This window comes from Lachnospira hominis (ex Liu et al. 2021) (assembly GCF_014287955.1).
Classification (GTDB): Bacteria; Bacillota; Clostridia; order Lachnospirales; family Lachnospiraceae; genus Lachnospira; species Lachnospira hominis.
The window spans coordinates 68,592-85,988 of record NZ_JACOPD010000006.1; the positions used below are offsets into that span (position 1 = coordinate 68,592).

Sequence of the window (17,397 nt, forward strand, 5' to 3'; positions counted from 1 at the left end):
GCATGATTAAAGATAAGGATATGGCAGATAAAATCCAGATGAAAAAAGAAACAGGGCTTGTACATATTTATACAGGGGACGGCAAAGGAAAGACTACAGCAGCAGCCGGTCTTGCACTCAGAGCCGCAGGCAGAGGGCTAAAGGTCATATTTGCACAGTTTATGAAAGGGAGAGCAAGCGGGGAAGTTGATGCATTAGCACAGATACCGGACGTAATGGTTTTAAGGGCTTCAAAAGACTATGGATTTTACAGCAGAATGAGTGAAGCTGATAGAAATATGCAGAAAAAAGAACATGACAGTATATTGGATACTATTTTTGAACATGTATACAAAAAACATGATGTGAGCGTTGTTGTCCTTGATGAACTTGCATCTGCTTATGAATATAATCAGGTTGACAGGGCAAAAACAGGTTATCTTCTGGAAAACCATGAAGGCGTTGAGATTGTGATTACCGGAAGAAATCCGGATGAGGCACTAATCAGGCATGCGGATTATATTACGGAAATGAAAAAAATAAAGCATCCGTTTGATCTGGGAATTTCTGCGAGAGAAGGCATAGAATATTAAAATGTTAATGAAAAATACTTCATTAACTTATGCGAAAGCATACATTAAAACAACTTGTAAAAATATAATAAATACGTTATTATAATATGAAAGTTAAAAACTAAGAATATATAGAAAGCTGGGTATAAATGATATGGGTTATAAGATAACATTGATTCCTGGAGATGGAATTGGTCCGGAGATAGTAAGAGAGGCAAGAAAGGTACTTGATGCTGTAGGTAAAAAATATGGTCATGAATTTGATTATACTGAAATCCTTATGGGTGGATGTTCAATAGATGCTTATGGTGTGCCTCTCACAGAAGAAGCAGTTAATACGGCAAAAGCGTCAGATGCTGTTTTACTTGGTGCTGTCGGCGGCAATGTCGGTAATTCAAAGTGGTATGATGTGGCACCGAATTTAAGACCGGAGGCAGGTCTTTTGAAGATAAGAAAAGATCTTGAACTTTTTGCAAACATACGTCCGGCTTATTTATATAGTGAATTAAAGGATGCATGTCCTTTAAAGGATGAGATAATCGGTGACGGATTTGATATGGTTATAATGAGAGAACTTACAGGAGGTCTCTATTTTGGAGAGCGTCACACAGAATCAGTAAACGGTGTGATGACAGCAGTGGATACACTTACATATAATGAAGAAGAAATCAGAAGAATCGCAATTAAAGGTTTTGAGATTGCAATGAAAAGAAGAAAGAAACTTGTCAGTGTTGATAAAGCAAATGTACTTGATTCTTCAAGACTCTGGAGAAAAGTTGTTGCTGAAGTGTCAAAGGATTATCCGGAAGTTGAAGTTACTAATATGCTTGTTGATAACTGTGCAATGCAGCTTGTAATGAATCCTGGCCAGTTTGATGTAATTCTTACTGAAAATATGTTTGGTGATATCTTATCAGACGAAGCAAGCATGATAACAGGTTCTATCGGAATGCTTTCAAGTGCCAGCCTTGGAAAGACAAAACTTGGTCTTTATGAGCCTAGCCATGGTTCAGCACCTGATATTGCAGGAAAGAATATTGCTAATCCTATTGCCACAATTCTTTCAGCTGCAATGATGTTGAGATACTCACTTGATCTTGACAAGGAAGCAGATGCTATTGAGGCAGCTGTTGCACAGGTTTTAAAAGAAAATTACAGAACAGTTGATATTATGTCTGAAGGAATGACACAGTGTACAACTACACAGATGGGCGACCTTATTGCTAATCATCTTGCGTAAATAAGTTTTTTGATATTTTATAGTTTAATGAAATAAAATGATAATCCTGCCGGAGTTTAAACAGGAATTAAATAAAAACAGAATGAGATAAGGAGATTAATTTTTATGAAAAGTGATAACGTAAAAAAAGGCATGCAGCAGGCACCACACCGTTCGCTGTTTAATGCACTTGGCTTTACAAAAGAAGAGATGGATAAGCCATTAGTTGGTATTGTAAGTTCATATAATGAGATTGTTCCGGGACATATGAACCTTGATAAGATTGTTAATGCTGTTAAGCTTGGTGTTGCTGAAGCTGGCGGCGTTCCTGTTGTATTTCCTGCAATCGCAGTATGTGATGGTATTGCAATGGGACATGTAGGAATGAAATATTCTCTTGTTACAAGAGACCTTATTGCAGATTCTACAGAATGTATGGCTACAGCACATCAGTTTGATGCACTTGTTATGGTACCTAACTGTGACAAGAATGTACCTGGACTTCTTATGGCAGCAGCAAGAATTAATGTTCCTACTGTATTTGTCAGTGGCGGTCCAATGCTTGCAGGACATGTGGGTGGCAGAAAGAGAAGTCTTTCATCAATGTTTGAGGCAGTTGGCTCTTATGCAGCAGGTACAATGACAGAAGAACAGGTAAGAGAATACGAAGAAAAAGTATGTCCTACATGTGGTTCATGTTCAGGCATGTATACAGCAAATTCTATGAACTGTCTTACAGAGGCTCTCGGTATGGGACTTCGCGGCAATGGTACAATACCGGCTGTATATTCTGACAGAATCAGACTTGCAAAACATGCAGGTATGGCAGTTATGGATATGCTTAAAAAAGATATCCGTCCAAGAGATATTATGACAAAAGATGCAATTCTTAATGCTCTTACAGTTGATATGGCACTTGGATGCTCTACAAACAGTATGCTTCATCTTCCTGCTATTGCACATGAAGTGGGCTTTGATTTTGATATTAAGTTCGCAAATGAAATAAGTGAAAAGACACCTAACCTCTGTCATCTTGCACCGGCTGGTCCTACATATATGGAAGACTTAAATGAAGCAGGTGGTGTATATGCAGTTATGAAAGAACTTGCAGATATTGGACTTTTACATACAGACTGTATGACTGTAACAGGTAAGACTGTCGGTGAGAATATTGCAAATGCAGTAAATCTTAATCCGGAAGTTATCCGTACAGTTGATAATCCATACAGTAAGACAGGCGGTCTTGCTGTTCTTTCTGGAAATCTTGCTCCTGACGGAAGTGTTGTTAAGCGTTCAGCAGTAGTAGAGGAAATGATGGTACATGAAGGTCCTGCAAGAGTATTTGACAGTGAAGAAGATGCAATTGCAGCTATTAAGGGTGGAAAGATTGTAGCAGGTGATGTTGTTGTAATCAGATATGAAGGTCCTAAAGGTGGCCCTGGTATGAGAGAAATGCTTAATCCTACATCAGCGATTGCAGGTATGGGGCTTGGTTCAAGCGTTGCCCTTATCACAGACGGAAGATTTTCAGGTGCAAGCCGCGGAGCTTCTATCGGACATGTATCTCCGGAAGCAGCAGTCGGTGGTCCTATTGCACTTGTTGAAGAGGGCGATGTAATAAGCATTAATATTCCGGAATTGAAGCTTGAACTCAAGGTTTCAGATGAGGAGCTTGCAGCAAGAAAAGCTAAATGGCAGCCAAGAGAACCTAAAGTCACAACAGGTTATCTCAGAAGATATGCTTCTATGGTTACATCAGGTAACAGAGGTGCAATTTTACAGACTCCTGATAAATAAAGAGGGTAATATTTTATTGAAAGGATGAACGGCCAAATGAAGTTAAATGGTTCAGAAATAATTGTTGAATGTTTAAAAGAACAGGGTGTAGATACAGTATTCGGTTATCCGGGCGGTGCTATTTTAAATGTATATGATGCACTTTATAAACACTCTGATGAGATTACACATATACTTACATCACATGAGCAGGGTGCTGCACATGCGGCAGACGGATATGCAAGAGCTACAGGCAAAGTAGGTGTATGCTTTGCAACATCAGGTCCTGGTGCAACCAACCTTGTAACAGGTATAGCGACATCTTATATGGATTCAACTCCTGTTGTTGCAATTACATGTAATGTAACAGTTTCACTTCTTGGAAAAGACAGTTTTCAGGAGATAGATATCCAGGGTGTTACAATGCCTATTACAAAACATAATTTTATTGTAAAAGATGTAAACACACTTGCAGATACAATCCGTAAGGCATTCAGAATAGCACAGGAGGGAAGACCGGGGCCTGTACTTATTGATGTAACAAAAGATGCAACTGCTGCGGAGTGTGATTATGTAAAGGAGACACCAAAGCTGATTGAAAGAAAGACAGAGTCAATACGTGAAGAGGATATTGACACAGTCACAGAGATGATTGCACAGGCAAAGAAACCATTTGTATTTGTCGGAGGCGGTGTTGTACTTTCAGGTGCTTCAGAAGAACTTGCACGCTTTGTACATAAAATAGATGCTCCTGTAGCTGATTCACTTATGGGAAAAGGTGCATTTGATAATTCAGATCCACTCTATACAGGTATGCTTGGCATGCATGGTACAAAGACATCTAATTACGGTGTTTCAGAATGTGACCTTCTTATTGCAATTGGTGCAAGATTTTCGGACAGAGTCACAGGTAATGCGTCTAAGTTTGCAAGCAATGCAAAAATTATTCATTTTGATGTTGATGCAGCTGAAATTAATAAAAATATTAAAACAGATGCATGCGTAATAGGAGATGCACTTGAAGTCTTAAAACGTGTTAATTCAAAGATTGGACAGCTTGAGCATCATGAATGGATTGAGCACATCAAAGAACTTAAAGAAAAGTACCCTATGCGTTACAGAAAAGATTGTCTTAACGGACCTTATATTATGGAGACAATCAATGAGATTACAGACAGTAATGCTATTATTGCAACAGATGTAGGACAGCACCAGATGTGGGCTGCACAGCATTATACATACAAACAGCCAAGAACACTTATAACATCAGGTGGTCTTGGAACTATGGGATTCGGTCTTGGTGCTGCTATAGGTGCAAAAGTTGGCCGTAAGGATAAAGTTGTAATTAATATTGCAGGTGATGGCTGCTTCAGAATGAATATGAATGAAATAGCAACAGCGACACGTTACAATATTCCTGTTATTGAGATTATATTTAATAATCATGTACTTGGAATGGTTCGTCAGTGGCAGGATTTATTCTATGGAAAGCGTTATTCTTCGACGGTTCTTGATGATACGGTTGATTTTGTGAAAGTTTCTGAAGGCCTTGGTGCGAAAGGTTACAGAGTTTCATCAATTGAAGAATTTAAAGCGGCACTCAAAGAAGCTATAGAATTAAATATACCTTGTGTAATTGACTGTCTTATTGACAGGGAAGACAAGGTATTTCCAATGGTTTCACCTGGAGCTGCAATCTCTGAAGCTTTTGATAGACAGGATTTGGAAAATAAAAACAAAAATAACTAAAGAATATTACGTATATAGAAGAGATTACTAAATAAAAGAACAAAAGAATATTAATAGAGAATGAATTGTTGACATACAATAAAGATTGTCATAAAATGTCTATTAATTATTAAATTAAAAGCTTAGTTGAGACATATTTTATAATAGTGATTTCAACAGGCTGAATAATAGGAGGAAGAAATTGGCAAGAGTTTATAATTTTAGCGCAGGTCCGGCAGTATTACCGGAAGAGGTATTGAAGGAAGCAGCAGCAGAGATGCTTGATTACAAGGGAAGCGGCCAGTCAGTTATGGAGATGAGCCATCGTTCCAAAGTATACGACAATATCATTAAAGAAGCTGAAGCTGATTTAAGAGATTTGTTGGATATTCCGGATAATTACAAGGTATTATTTCTTCAGGGCGGTGCGTCGCAGTTCTTTGCAGAGGTTCCTATGAATCTTATGAAGAATAAGAAAGCAGCATATATTATAACAGGACAGTGGGCTAAGAAAGCATACCAGGAAGCTAAGATTTATGGTGATGCAATTGCCGTTGCTTCTTCAGAAGACAAAACATATTCATATATCCCGGATTGTTCAGATCTTGACATTCCGGAAGATGCAGATTATGTATATATTTGCGAAAATAATACAATTTATGGTACTAAATATAAGAAGCTTCCTGATACAAAGGGACATATTCTTGTATCTGATGTTTCATCTTGTTTCTTATCAGAACCTATGGATGTTACAAAGTATGGCGTTGTATATGGCGGCGTTCAGAAAAATATCGGACCAGCAGGTGTTGTTATCGCAATTATAAGAGAGGATTTAATTACAGATGATGTTCTTCCTGGAACTCCTACAATGCTTAAATGGAAGACACAGGCAGATGCTGATTCACTTTATAATACACCTCCATGCTATAATATTTATATCTGTGGCAAGGTATTTAAGTGGATTAAGAAGATGGGTGGACTTTCAGCTATGAAAGAACACAATGAGAAGAAAGCAAAGATTCTTTATGATTTCCTTGATGAGAGCAAGCTTTTCAATGGAACAGTTGTAAAAGAAGATCGTTCACTTATGAATGTTCCTTTTGTAACAGGAGATAAAGAACTTGATACTAAGTTTGTTGAAGAAGCAACAAAGGCAGGTTTTGTAAATCTTAAAGGACACAGAACTGTTGGCGGTATGAGAGCTTCTATCTACAATGCTATGCCAATCGAAGGTGTAGAGAAACTTGTTGAGTTCATGAAGAAGTTTGAAAAGGAGAATACAAAATAATGGTAAACGTTAATTGCTTAAATAATATTGCGTCAGTTGGCCTTGATTTATTTTCAGATGATTATAATACAGAAAGCAGTTTTGAAGATGCACAGGCAGTACTTGTAAGAAGTGCTAAAATGCATGATATGGAACTTGGTGATAACCTTCTTGCAATTGCAAGAGCCGGTGCAGGTGTTAATAATATCCCTCTTGATAAATGTGCTGAGTCGGGTATTGTTGTATTTAATACACCGGGTGCTAATGCCAATGCTGTTAAAGAGCAGGTACTTGCAGCAATGCTTCTTGCATCGAGAGATTTAATCGGCGGTAACGAATGGGTTAAAGCAAATAAGGATGATGCTGATATTGCAAAGGCTACAGAGAAAGCCAAGAAGGCATTTGCAGGTCAGGAAATCAAAGGTAAAAAGCTTGGTGTAATCGGACTTGGTGCTATTGGACAGCTTGTTGCCAATGCGGCAATTGCACTTGGTATGGAAGTATACGGATATGATCCATATCTTTCAGTAAATGCAGCATGGAATCTTTCAAGTGAAGTTAAACATATTGTCAATGTTGAAGATATATATAAAGAATGCAATTACATTACAGTTCATGTTCCGGCACTTGACAGTACAAAGGGAATGATTAATAAAGAAGCATTCGATATGATGCAGGACGGAACTATTATTATCAACTGTGCAAGAGATGTACTTGTTGATGAGAAAGCTATCGGTGAAGCATTAAAGTCTGGCAGAGTTAAGAAGTATGTAACAGATTTTCCTAACCCTGTTACAGCTGGAATGGAAGGTGCAATTGTTCTTCCTCATCTTGGTGCTTCAACAGCAGAAGCAGAAGATAATTGTGCAATTATGGCTGTAAAAGAGCTTCGTAACTACATTGAGAATGGTAATATAGTTAATTCAGTAAACTATCCTGCATGTGACATGGGTGTATGCACATCAGCCGGCAGAGTAGCTGTATGCCATAAGAATGTACCGGCTATAATCAGCAAGATTACATCTGTTATGGGAGATGAAGGTATTAACATTGAAGAGATGGCTAATAAGTCAAGAGGTGACTATGCATATTCAATGCTTGATATAAGTGAGTCTGCATCTGAGACAGTAGTTGACAAACTTGCATCTATTGAAGGTGTTATTAAGGTAAGAGTTATAAAGTAATATTTTGCAATTGTTTATTGTAATTAAAAAACGGATGTTTGAAAATTAAAATATTTCTTTCATCCGTTTTTCTTTATTTATAAAGTATTTTGTTGTAAAATATATTTATGTATTTTCTTATAAATAACAAGGAGGAGTTATATATGGGAGCAATAGAGCAAAAAATACAGGATAAATCTCAAAAAATTAATGAGAAGCATGAACAGATACAGGAAGCTGCGAAGAAAGGTATGGATAAGATTGTAGATAAGATTGAGTCACAGTCGGAGATGGCCAGATGTAACAAAGTCGGAATAGTATGCCATACTATAGTTTCAGTTGCTATAGGTATTGCATATTTAGCTGAATTTGCAAAAGGAAGCAGGACATTATTATATGTATTGCTTACTATTGTAATAGGAATTGCTTCACCAGTAGCGGAGTGGATTGTATATAAAAAAGATAAGAATTCAACGCATATAAAGCATTTTATAGGATATGGCTTTGCAATATTTTATATTTTCATAATGTTTACCACAAATAATAAACTTGTATTTACATATGTAATTCCAATGCTTATAGCAATCACAGTATATAATGATTATAAATATTCAATTCCTATTAATACAGGTGTTATAATTATTAACATTGCACAGGTTGTATTATTTCTTGCAAACGGAACATATACAATGAGCGATACTGCATCAATTGAGATACAGGTGCTTGTTATTGTATTGATTTCACTTTACTGTATGTATACATCAAAAACACTTGAAATTAATAGCGTAGTAAAATTAAAACAGATTGAGAAACAGAGCCGCGAAACAGAAAGAATACTTAATAATACAATGGAAATTTCAGGTAAAATGGCTGCTGATATTGAAAATGTAAACAGCAAAATTTTATCACTTGGTGAATCTATTAATGCGACAAGGGAAGCTATGGCAGAAGTAAATACAGGTTCAACAGATACAGCGGATGCTGTACAGAAACAGCTTGAAATGACTGAAAATATCCAGAATAAAGTTGATGATGTAAAGAATGGTTCACAAGAAATCACAAATAGCATCAATGATACTAAAAAAGCAGTAGATGCAGGCAATAAGAATGTGGCAATGCTTGTTAATAAAGTTAATGAGTCCGTTGAATCGGGCAATGCTGTAACCAAGCAGCTTTCGCTTCTTAATGACGATATGGCAAAGATGAATTCAATTGTTGATATTATTACTGAGATTACATCACAGACAAGCCTTCTGGCACTTAATGCAAGTATCGAGGCAGCTCGTGCCGGGGAAGCAGGAAGAGGCTTTGCAGTTGTTGCTTCCGAAATTTCAAAAATGGCAGATGAGACACAGAATGCAACTGTAAAAATTACAGACATGATTACAAATATTTCAGATGTAATTAAGAATGTTGTAGATGTTACGGGTCAGATGGTTGAGATGATAAAGGAAGAGGATGCTGCTACAAAAGAAACAGCAGCAAGCTTTTCAATAATTGAAAATAATACAGGAAAAATTCTTATTAATGCCGAATCACTTACAAATATTGTAAATGGACTCAGTGAAGCTAATAAGAAGATTGTTGACAGCGTTTCAACTGTTTCGGCTATCACAGAAGAAGTTGCAGCCCATGCAAGTGATACATTTGCAGTAAGCGAGCAAAACAATGCAACAATAAATGAAATCATATCTATATCTAATGAATTGAAGGTATTGACTGATAAACTTAATGCCTGATTTTTAAAGAAAAATAATTATAAGCAGGAAAAGGAGAAAAGTAATGGCATTAATTAAACCGTTTGAATGTGTAAGACCTAATGAAAAAGATGCGGCAAGAGTAGCAGCACTTCCTTATGATGTATACAACAGACAGGAAGCTGTTTGTGAGGTTAAAAGAGAGCCGTTGTCTTTCCTTAAAATCGACAGAGCAGAGACACAGTTCGATGATTCTACAGATACATATGCTCCTGAAGTTTATGCAAAAGCAAAAGAATTATTTGAAGAAGCTCTGGCTGATAAAACATTTATAACAGATACAGATAAGACATATTATATATATGCACTTACAATGGACAAAAGAACACAGACCGGTATAGTTGCATGTGCATCTATTGATGATTATCTTAATAATGTAATAAAGAAACATGAAAATACAAGAGCTGATAAAGAAGTTGACAGAATAACACATGTTGATACATTAAGTGCCCAGACAGGACCTATTTTCCTGGCTTACAGAGCTGACAGTGTAATAAATGATGCTGTTAAAAAGACTAAGGAGAATAAAGCATTATATGATTTTATATCTCCTGACGGAATACGCCATCAGGTCTGGAAAATGACAGATATAACACTTGTTGAAAATGTTAGAAAGGCATTTGAAGGAATTGATTCTGTTTACATTGCTGACGGACATCACAGAGCAGCTTCTGCAGTAAAAGTAGGATTGAAGAGAAGACGGGAAAATCCGGGATATACAGGTAATGAAGAATTTAATTATTTTCTGTCCGTGCTTTTTCCTGATGAAGAATTGATGATTCTTCCATATAACAGGGTTGTTAAAGATCTGAATGGATATACACAGGAAGAATTTTTAAATAAGATTAAAGAAAAATTTGATATGGCTGAGAGTGATAGGCAGGTATCACCTGATAAAAAAGGAACATTTGGTATGTATCTTGGTGGAAAATGGTACAAGCTTACAGCACATAAAGATATTATGTCAGATGATCCGGTTGATGGGCTTGATGTTGCGGTTTTGCAGGACAATCTGCTTGCACCTGTACTTGGAATAGGTGATCCAAAGACAGATAAGAGAATTGATTTTGTCGGTGGAATAAGAGGACTTTCAGAACTTGAGAAAAGATGCAGGGAGGATTGTGTAGTCGCATTTTCTATGTATGCAACATCTATAGCAGAACTTTTTGCAGTTGCTGATGCAGGAAAGTTAATGCCGCCAAAGTCAACATGGTTTGAACCAAAATTAAGAAGTGGATTGTTTATTCACAGGATATAATGAAAGGTGTGCTGTTTTATGATACACGAAAATATTAAAATAGATATTGATTATGAAAAACTTGGTATAAAGCACAAAGGTGCGGACGCTGTTTTTACAACGTATATAAAAGAAATGTATCCGGATTATCAGAATGTATTTGAAAGGCCGCTTGTTATAATATGTCCGGGCGGTGGATATGAGCATCATTCACCGCGTGAGGGTGAAGCTGTCGCATTAAAAATGCTTGATTTTGGCTATAACGCAGTGGTTTTAAGATACAGCCTTATGCCGGATGAATTCCCATGTGCATTATATGAAGCAGCATATACAATTAATTATGTGAGAAATCATGCAAAAGAATGGGATATAAATCCGGATAAAATTATTATTGCAGGTTTTTCGGCAGGCGGACATGTTGCAGCAAGTCTTGCGACAATGTATGATCAGCCGGAACTTGCAGATTTTATTCAGAATGTACTTCATGTAAGTCCAAAAGAAGTAAGACCGGACGGACTGTTGTTAGGATATCCTGTTATAACATCAGGACCTAAGGCACACAGAAAGTCTTTTGAGAGACTTCTGGGAGACAGATATGATGAACTTGTTAAGTCTGTTTCGCTGGAGGAACGTGTCAGCAGTAATACGCCAAAGACGTTTCTGTGGCATACTTTTTCAGATGGAAGCGTATCTGTGGACAATTCACTTCTTTTTGCAGAATCTTTAAAAAAAGCAGAAGTTCCGTTTGAACTTCATATATTCCCTAATGGAAATCATGGACTTGGACTTGGAACGAAAGAGACTGATACAAAGGACGGAAAACATTTTGAGCCGGAAGTATACGTCTGGACAGAACTTTTTAAAACATGGGTTGAAAAAAATATCTGATGGGGTTAAATATGGGGAATAGATTATATGATTTAATGGATTGGCCTTCAATTGAAGGCGTTGTATATTCTGAATGCGATGAGCCGATGGAACTGCTTGGTGGACGTATATGTAAAGATGGATTTCTTATACAGACATTTGCACCTGATGCAGTGGAGATGAATGTAAGAGTTGATGGAAGAAAGAAGCTTTATCCAATGGAAAAAATGGATGAGGCAGGTTTTTTTGCTGTACTGCTTCCCGGTAGAAAAAAATTTTCATATACATTTGTCAAAGAAGATATATATGGTAAAAAAACAGAATATAAAGATATATATTCATATGGAAGACAGGAATGTATGCAGGCGTTGCTTAAAATTTCCCAAAATGGCAGGAGTGAATATAATATTAATAAATTTATGACAGGCAGTGCACAGGATGCATACAAATACATGGGAAGTCATGAAGCAGTTGTCGATGGAATCAGTGGAATGATTTTTGGAATATGGGCACCTGATGCCAGAAGAGTCAGTGTTATCGGGGCTTTTAACAAGTGGGACGGACGAGTGTTCCAGATGGAAAAGGATTATGATACAGGGATATTTTTCCTGTTTATACCAGATATGAAGCCCAAAACACCATACTGTTATGAAATAAAGTTAAAAGACGGACAGGTTGTAAAAAAGGCAGACCCATATGCACAGTCCGCTTCTAATGACGTTATTTATGCATCACTGGCAGGAGTTAATCCTGAAGAGAAAAATTTCAAGTGGACTGATGCAGACTGGAAACAGGAAGATACGAAACATAAACCGCTTAGTATATGTGAGATTGACATTCTTGATTTAAAAGATGATACAATTGAAGACAGAATTGAAGCACTGGGATTTAACTGTGTTGAGATAATGAATGTCTGTGCTGTAAGAAATGGCTCATCGGCTGAGACAATAAATTTTTATGCTGTAAATTGTGAGGTTGGAGGCCTTAGGTTAAAGGCATTTATTGATAAGATGCATAAGAAAAATATCAGTGTTATCATAGACTGGAATGGTGCATTTATGAGTCAGGGTGAATATAGTCTTGTATATTTTGACGGAACGCACCTTTATGATACAGGAAAAGTCAATCTTGACAATCATCCGGAATTAAATGTTGCTTCATTTGACTATTCAAAACCACAGGTAAGAAGTTTTCTGATGTCTAATATAAGATACTGGATTGAAGAGTATCATGTTGATGGATTGAAGTTTTCTGAGACTGCGTCTATGCTTTATCTTGATTATGGCAGAAAACCGGGAGAATGGATTCCGAATATTTATGGTGGAAAAGAAAATATTAATGCGGTTGAATTTATCCAGAATGTAAGAAAAATGGTTGATTCACTGCAAAAAAATACAATTCTTGCAGCCGAGGAATCAAGCGGATGGCAATTTGTTACAGGTGATATTGCAGACGGAGGTCTGGGCTTTGATTATAAGTGGAATGATGGCTGGAAAAAAGAGCTTGTGCCATTTATAGAGATGGATCCACTATTTAGAAAAGGAATATATGGCAGACTTACATACAGTATGTTATATCAGTACAGTGATGATTTTATTATAGGATTTTCAAGAAACGGATATGGCTGGAAAAAAGGAATTTTAAAAGATATAGTTCCGGTTAATGGTGAAGATGTGCTTAATCATGTAAAAACAGCACTTGGTTACATGTATTTCCATCCGGGGAAAAAGCTTATTAATATAAAAGAATGCAGCGGAGTCGAGAAATTTGTGGCACAGATGAATAATTTATACCGCAATACAAAAGCTCTTTATGAATGTGATGATAATCCGTCAGGTTTTGAATGGGCTGATGATATATCCGCAGAAGAGACGGTTATTGCTGTGTTAAGGCGTGATGAATCAGGACAATCTGTTATCGGAGCTGTTAATTTTACGCCTGTTGAAAGGAAAGAATTCTGCATAGGCGTTGATGAAGCTGGAAAATATACAGATGTTTTGAATGATTCAGTTGTTTATGAGTCGTCTGAACACAATTGGAATTCAAAAGATGAGTCAGTATTTGTTGATTTAAAACCTCTTGGCATTTCACTTTATACTTATGAGCCATATACAGAAATAGAAAAAGAGCGTATTAAGATAGAAAAAGAAACAAAAGAAGCACTTATGCTTGCAAAAAAGGAAGCCGATGAAGCGAAGGCTGTAAAAGATGCTGCGATAGAGCGTGCAAAGCAGGCAAAAGAGGCTGAAATAATTGCACTTGCAGCGGCGAAAGAAGCCGAAAAAGCAGAAAAAGAAGCTGCAAAAAAAGCAGAAGAAGCAAGGATAGCATGCATTAAAATAGATGAAAATGCTAAAAAGAAGCTTGCAGAACTAAAAAAAATGGAAGAAAAACAGGGTGAATAAATGATTAATTTTAATTGTTTTGCATTAAGTGCTGTTGATGATTCGGTAGCAGAGACTACTCAAAAAGCACAGGCATTCTTTTCAAGAGACAATCTTACTGAGCTGTTTAACGAAGCTGTGAAATGGACTGCCGATAAGATTTTCCAGATAATTCTTTCGTTGATTTTGTGGAAAGTCGGCAAACATGTAATGAAATGGCTGCTTAAAATATGTTCAAAGGCACTTGAGAGAGCAGGATTTGAGAATGGTGTGATAAAATTTATCAATTCTGTTTTAAGATTCGTCTGCTATGCTGTTATGGTTATGATGGTACTTGATATTCTGGGCTTCCAGACAGCTTCACTTATAGCTGTGTTCGGTTCAGCGGCACTTGCACTGAGTATGTCTCTTCAAGGAAGTCTTGCAAACTTTGCCGGAGGAATTCTTATTATGATATTTCATCCGTTCAGGGTTGGAGATTACATAGTTTCAGGTGGCTGCGAGGGTACAGTGGTATCAATAGATATGCTGTATACAAAATTAAAGACAATTGATAACAGAGTTGTGATGATGCCAAATGGTGCATTATCAAATTCCAACATAGTAAATGTCGGTGTAGAAGGAATCAGGCGGCTTGATATGCAGATTGGCATAGGATATGGAAGTGATGTTACAAAAGCAAAGAAACTTCTTAGAGAGATTCTTGAAAATTATCCTTCGATAGACAAAGAAAAAGAGATTAATGTAATAGTTAAATCGCTTGATGCAAGCTGTGTTACAATAGAGACACGTGCATGGGTCAGCCAGGACGCTTATTGGGACACAAGGTTTATATTGTTTGAAAGATTCAAACAGGTATTTGATGAAAACGGAATAGAAATTCCATTTAATCAGCTGGATGTTACTCTTAAACAGTAATGTCATAGATAGTAATATCTTAGATAGTAATATCTTGGATAGTAATATAACTAAATAAAAGACAGATCACATGACCGGTATCAGTATAAAAATTGCTGATACCGGTTCATTTTTTTTCATATTCTTTACTTACTTTTTACATAATTTGGTCACAAAATCTTTTTACAATTTAATACATAAAAGAAATCCAAACGAAAGGAGAGGAGAATATGGCGATTGAAGTCTTTAACAGATGCGAAAAAAAATATATGCTTGATAAAGAACAATATGAGGCGGTAATAAATAAAATGAGCAGCCATATGGAGGTGGATGCTTATAACAAAGATAATAAATTTTATATGATAAGCAATATTTATTATGATACTCCGGATGACAGGCTTATACGTGCTTCGATAGAAAAACCGGCATATAAAGAAAAAATGCGTGTGAGAAGCTATGGGGTTCCTGGAATTGATGACAATGTTTTCGTTGAAATAAAGAAAAAATACAATGGAATTGTCAATAAAAGAAGAACAGGGATTAAGCTTGGTGATGCATATGATTATCTTGATGGGAAAATTACTGCCGGAATGCTTGAGAAAAAGAATGAGAGAATCAACAGACAGGTTATAGGAGAGATTGATTACTTTAAACATTTTTATAATTTGCAGCCTAAACTGTATCTTTCATATGAAAGAATGGCATATTTTGAAAAAAATGACGGTAGTTTCAGAGTTACATTTGATACTGATATTACAACAAGAAGGCATGATGTAAGGCTGGAACTTGGAAGCTATGGTAAAAAGATTATGCCTGAAAATATGTTCCTGATGGAAATAAAAATCAACAAAGCAGTTCCGATGTGGTTCACAAAGATATTGTCGGAATATGATATTTATCCTGTTTCATTTTCAAAATATGGAACGGAATACAAGCAGTATATTATGGAAAATTTAAAAAGAAAGGATGAATTTGTATGTTTGAATCAATTTTTACAGCAACAACAGACAATACAATCAGTATTGGCACATCAATGTTAGGAATAGGAACAGCAGTATTGCTGGGACTGATAATAGGTATTGCATATATGTTTATGTGCAGGAAAGAAAGATATAACAGGGATTTTATAATAGGACTTGTTATTCTTCCGGCAATAGTGGCAGCAGTTATCCTTCTGATAGGAAGCAATGTTGCAAGAGCATTTTCAATGGCAGGAGCATTTGCTCTTGTAAGATTCAGGAGTGTGCCGGGAAGTGCGAAAGATATAGCAATAGTTTTCTTTGCTATGGCATCCGGGCTTGCGTGTGGGCTTGGATATGTTACATTTGCATGCGTATTTGTTGTGATAATGATAGTTATTCTGATTCTGCTTACAGTATTTAATTTTGCCCAGCCGCATACAGATATAAAGCAGCTGAGGATTACAATTCCTGAATCGCTTAATTACAGCGATGTATTTGATGATGTTATGAATAAATTTACTGAAAAAGCGGAACTTAGGAAAGTCAAGACAACAAATATGGGAACTATGTTTGAACTTTCATATAATGTTGTGGTTAAAGATAGTGTTAATGAAAAAGAATTTATTGATAATCTGAGAATGAGAAATGGAAATCTGAATATAAGTCTTTCTGTAGCAGAAAATGACAATAATAATCTTAATTAAATTCTGTGGCGTGGTGTGTGAGAAATACAGCACGCTTTTTAATATGGAATGGAAAAGTCCCCGCACAAACATGAGGTTTATAAAAAATTTATCTATAAAATACTTGTCTTATATCAAAAATTAGTATATTATAGATACATATACGAAAGGGACGTGAGGAATATGATAGATAATAATACACAATTTTTTAAAGCACAACCAGAAAAAACAATATCAGTAGAAGGAATCCTGGAGCAGGTTTATCTTGCTTTAAAGGAAAAAGGATATAATCCTGTTAATCAGATTGTGGGATATATTATGTCAGGCGATCCAACATATATTACGAGCCATAATAATGCGAGAAGCCTTATTATGAAAGTTGAGAGAGACGAGCTTGTTGAAGAAGTAATAAGGTATTTTATTGCCGGAAAAGGTCTGTAGGATGAGAATTATCGGATTAGATTATGGAACAAAGACTGTTGGAGTTGCAGTGAGTGATGCACTCGGACTTACAGCACAGGGCGTTGAGACTATTACACGTAAGGAAGAGAATAAGTTAAGACAGACACTTGCAAGAATTGAAGCAATTATAGAAGAGTATGAAGTTACAAAGATAGTCGTCGGTCTTCCGAAGAATATGAATAATACACTTGGAGAGAGAGCAGAGGCCTGTAAGGATTTTGCAGATAAACTTGAAAGAAGAACAGGTATTCCTGTAGTTATGTGGGATGAGAGATTAAGTACCGTTTCGGCAGAACATGTTCTTATTGAAAGTGGTGTCAGAAGAGAGAACAGAAAAGCTGTAATAGATAAAATAGCTGCATGTGTTATTTTGCAGAGCTATCTTGATTATATTGCCAATAATAATGCAGGGGAACAGTAATAGCAGATTCAGACAGAGATTGT

The 17,397-nt window shown here is 36.4% G+C and carries 15 protein-coding genes; all 15 read left to right on the top strand.

Going from position 1 to position 17,397, the window contains the following annotated elements; genetic code table 11:
- Nucleotides 1-2 precede the first annotated feature (2 nt).
- The 15 genes from H8S01_RS09300 to ruvX all read left to right on the top strand — a co-directional run bounded on the left by H8S01_RS09300 (nucleotide 3) and on the right by ruvX (nucleotide 17,374).
- On the top strand, nucleotides 3-572 hold the full coding sequence (locus tag H8S01_RS09300; protein WP_021866096.1) for a cob(I)yrinic acid a,c-diamide adenosyltransferase: 570 nt from the start codon (nucleotides 3-5) through the stop codon (nucleotides 570-572).
- Between the two features lie 133 nt (nucleotides 573-705).
- The gene (gene leuB / locus H8S01_RS09305; protein WP_021866095.1) at nucleotides 706-1,791 is read left to right on the top strand and encodes a 3-isopropylmalate dehydrogenase; all 1,086 of its coding nucleotides are present in this window, start codon (nucleotides 706-708) and stop codon (nucleotides 1,789-1,791) included.
- A gap of 105 nt (nucleotides 1,792-1,896) precedes the next feature.
- The gene (gene ilvD / locus H8S01_RS09310) at nucleotides 1,897-3,567 is read left to right on the top strand and encodes a dihydroxy-acid dehydratase (RefSeq protein WP_021866094.1); all 1,671 of its coding nucleotides are present in this window, start codon (nucleotides 1,897-1,899) and stop codon (nucleotides 3,565-3,567) included.
- Between the two features lie 36 nt (nucleotides 3,568-3,603).
- Nucleotides 3,604-5,295: a biosynthetic-type acetolactate synthase large subunit gene (gene ilvB, locus H8S01_RS09315; RefSeq protein WP_186837009.1), complete on the top strand. Its 1,692-nt coding sequence runs from the start codon at nucleotides 3,604-3,606 to the stop codon at nucleotides 5,293-5,295.
- Between the two features lie 181 nt (nucleotides 5,296-5,476).
- On the top strand, nucleotides 5,477-6,562 hold the full coding sequence (gene serC / locus H8S01_RS09320; RefSeq protein ID WP_186837010.1) for a 3-phosphoserine/phosphohydroxythreonine transaminase: 1,086 nt from the start codon (nucleotides 5,477-5,479) through the stop codon (nucleotides 6,560-6,562).
- Nucleotides 6,562-7,725, top strand: coding sequence for a phosphoglycerate dehydrogenase (locus tag H8S01_RS09325; protein WP_021866091.1), 1,164 nt, complete (start codon nucleotides 6,562-6,564; stop codon nucleotides 7,723-7,725). The genes serC and H8S01_RS09325 overlap by 1 nt, the downstream gene beginning before the upstream one ends.
- A 143-nt stretch (nucleotides 7,726-7,868) precedes the next feature.
- A complete protein-coding gene (locus tag H8S01_RS09330) occupies nucleotides 7,869-9,443 on the top strand; it encodes a methyl-accepting chemotaxis protein (protein WP_186837011.1) in 1,575 nt (524 codons plus the stop codon).
- Between the two features lie 43 nt (nucleotides 9,444-9,486).
- Nucleotides 9,487-10,719, top strand: a complete 1,233-nt coding sequence (locus tag H8S01_RS09335; protein ID WP_186837012.1) for a DUF1015 domain-containing protein — start codon at nucleotides 9,487-9,489, stop codon at nucleotides 10,717-10,719.
- 18 nt (nucleotides 10,720-10,737) lie between these two features.
- Entirely contained in the window at nucleotides 10,738-11,586 is an 849-nt protein-coding gene (locus H8S01_RS09340) for an alpha/beta hydrolase (RefSeq protein ID WP_186837013.1), read from the top strand.
- Nucleotides 11,587-11,597: 11 nt separating this feature from the next.
- Nucleotides 11,598-13,970, top strand: a complete 2,373-nt coding sequence (locus H8S01_RS09345) for a GlgB N-terminal domain-containing protein (protein WP_186837014.1) — start codon at nucleotides 11,598-11,600, stop codon at nucleotides 13,968-13,970.
- Nucleotides 13,971-14,867 carry a mechanosensitive ion channel family protein gene (locus H8S01_RS09350; protein ID WP_186837015.1) on the top strand — a complete coding sequence of 299 codons (897 nt, stop codon included), beginning with the start codon at nucleotides 13,971-13,973 and terminating at the stop codon, nucleotides 14,865-14,867. It begins immediately after the preceding gene.
- A 209-nt stretch (nucleotides 14,868-15,076) separates the two neighbouring features.
- Nucleotides 15,077-15,886, top strand: a complete 810-nt coding sequence (locus tag H8S01_RS09355; RefSeq protein WP_186837016.1) for a polyphosphate polymerase domain-containing protein — start codon at nucleotides 15,077-15,079, stop codon at nucleotides 15,884-15,886.
- Nucleotides 15,823-16,512: a DUF4956 domain-containing protein gene (locus H8S01_RS09360; protein ID WP_186837017.1), complete on the top strand. Its 690-nt coding sequence runs from the start codon at nucleotides 15,823-15,825 to the stop codon at nucleotides 16,510-16,512. Before H8S01_RS09355 ends, H8S01_RS09360 begins: the two co-directional genes overlap by 64 nt.
- 162 nt (nucleotides 16,513-16,674) lie before the next feature.
- Complete coding sequence (locus H8S01_RS09365) at nucleotides 16,675-16,932, top strand: IreB family regulatory phosphoprotein (protein WP_021866083.1); 258 nt, start codon at nucleotides 16,675-16,677, stop codon at nucleotides 16,930-16,932.
- 1 nt (nucleotide 16,933) lies between these two features.
- A complete protein-coding gene (gene ruvX, locus H8S01_RS09370) occupies nucleotides 16,934-17,374 on the top strand; it encodes a Holliday junction resolvase RuvX (RefSeq protein ID WP_021866082.1) in 441 nt (146 codons plus the stop codon).
- Nucleotides 17,375-17,397: the final 23 nt, after the last annotated feature.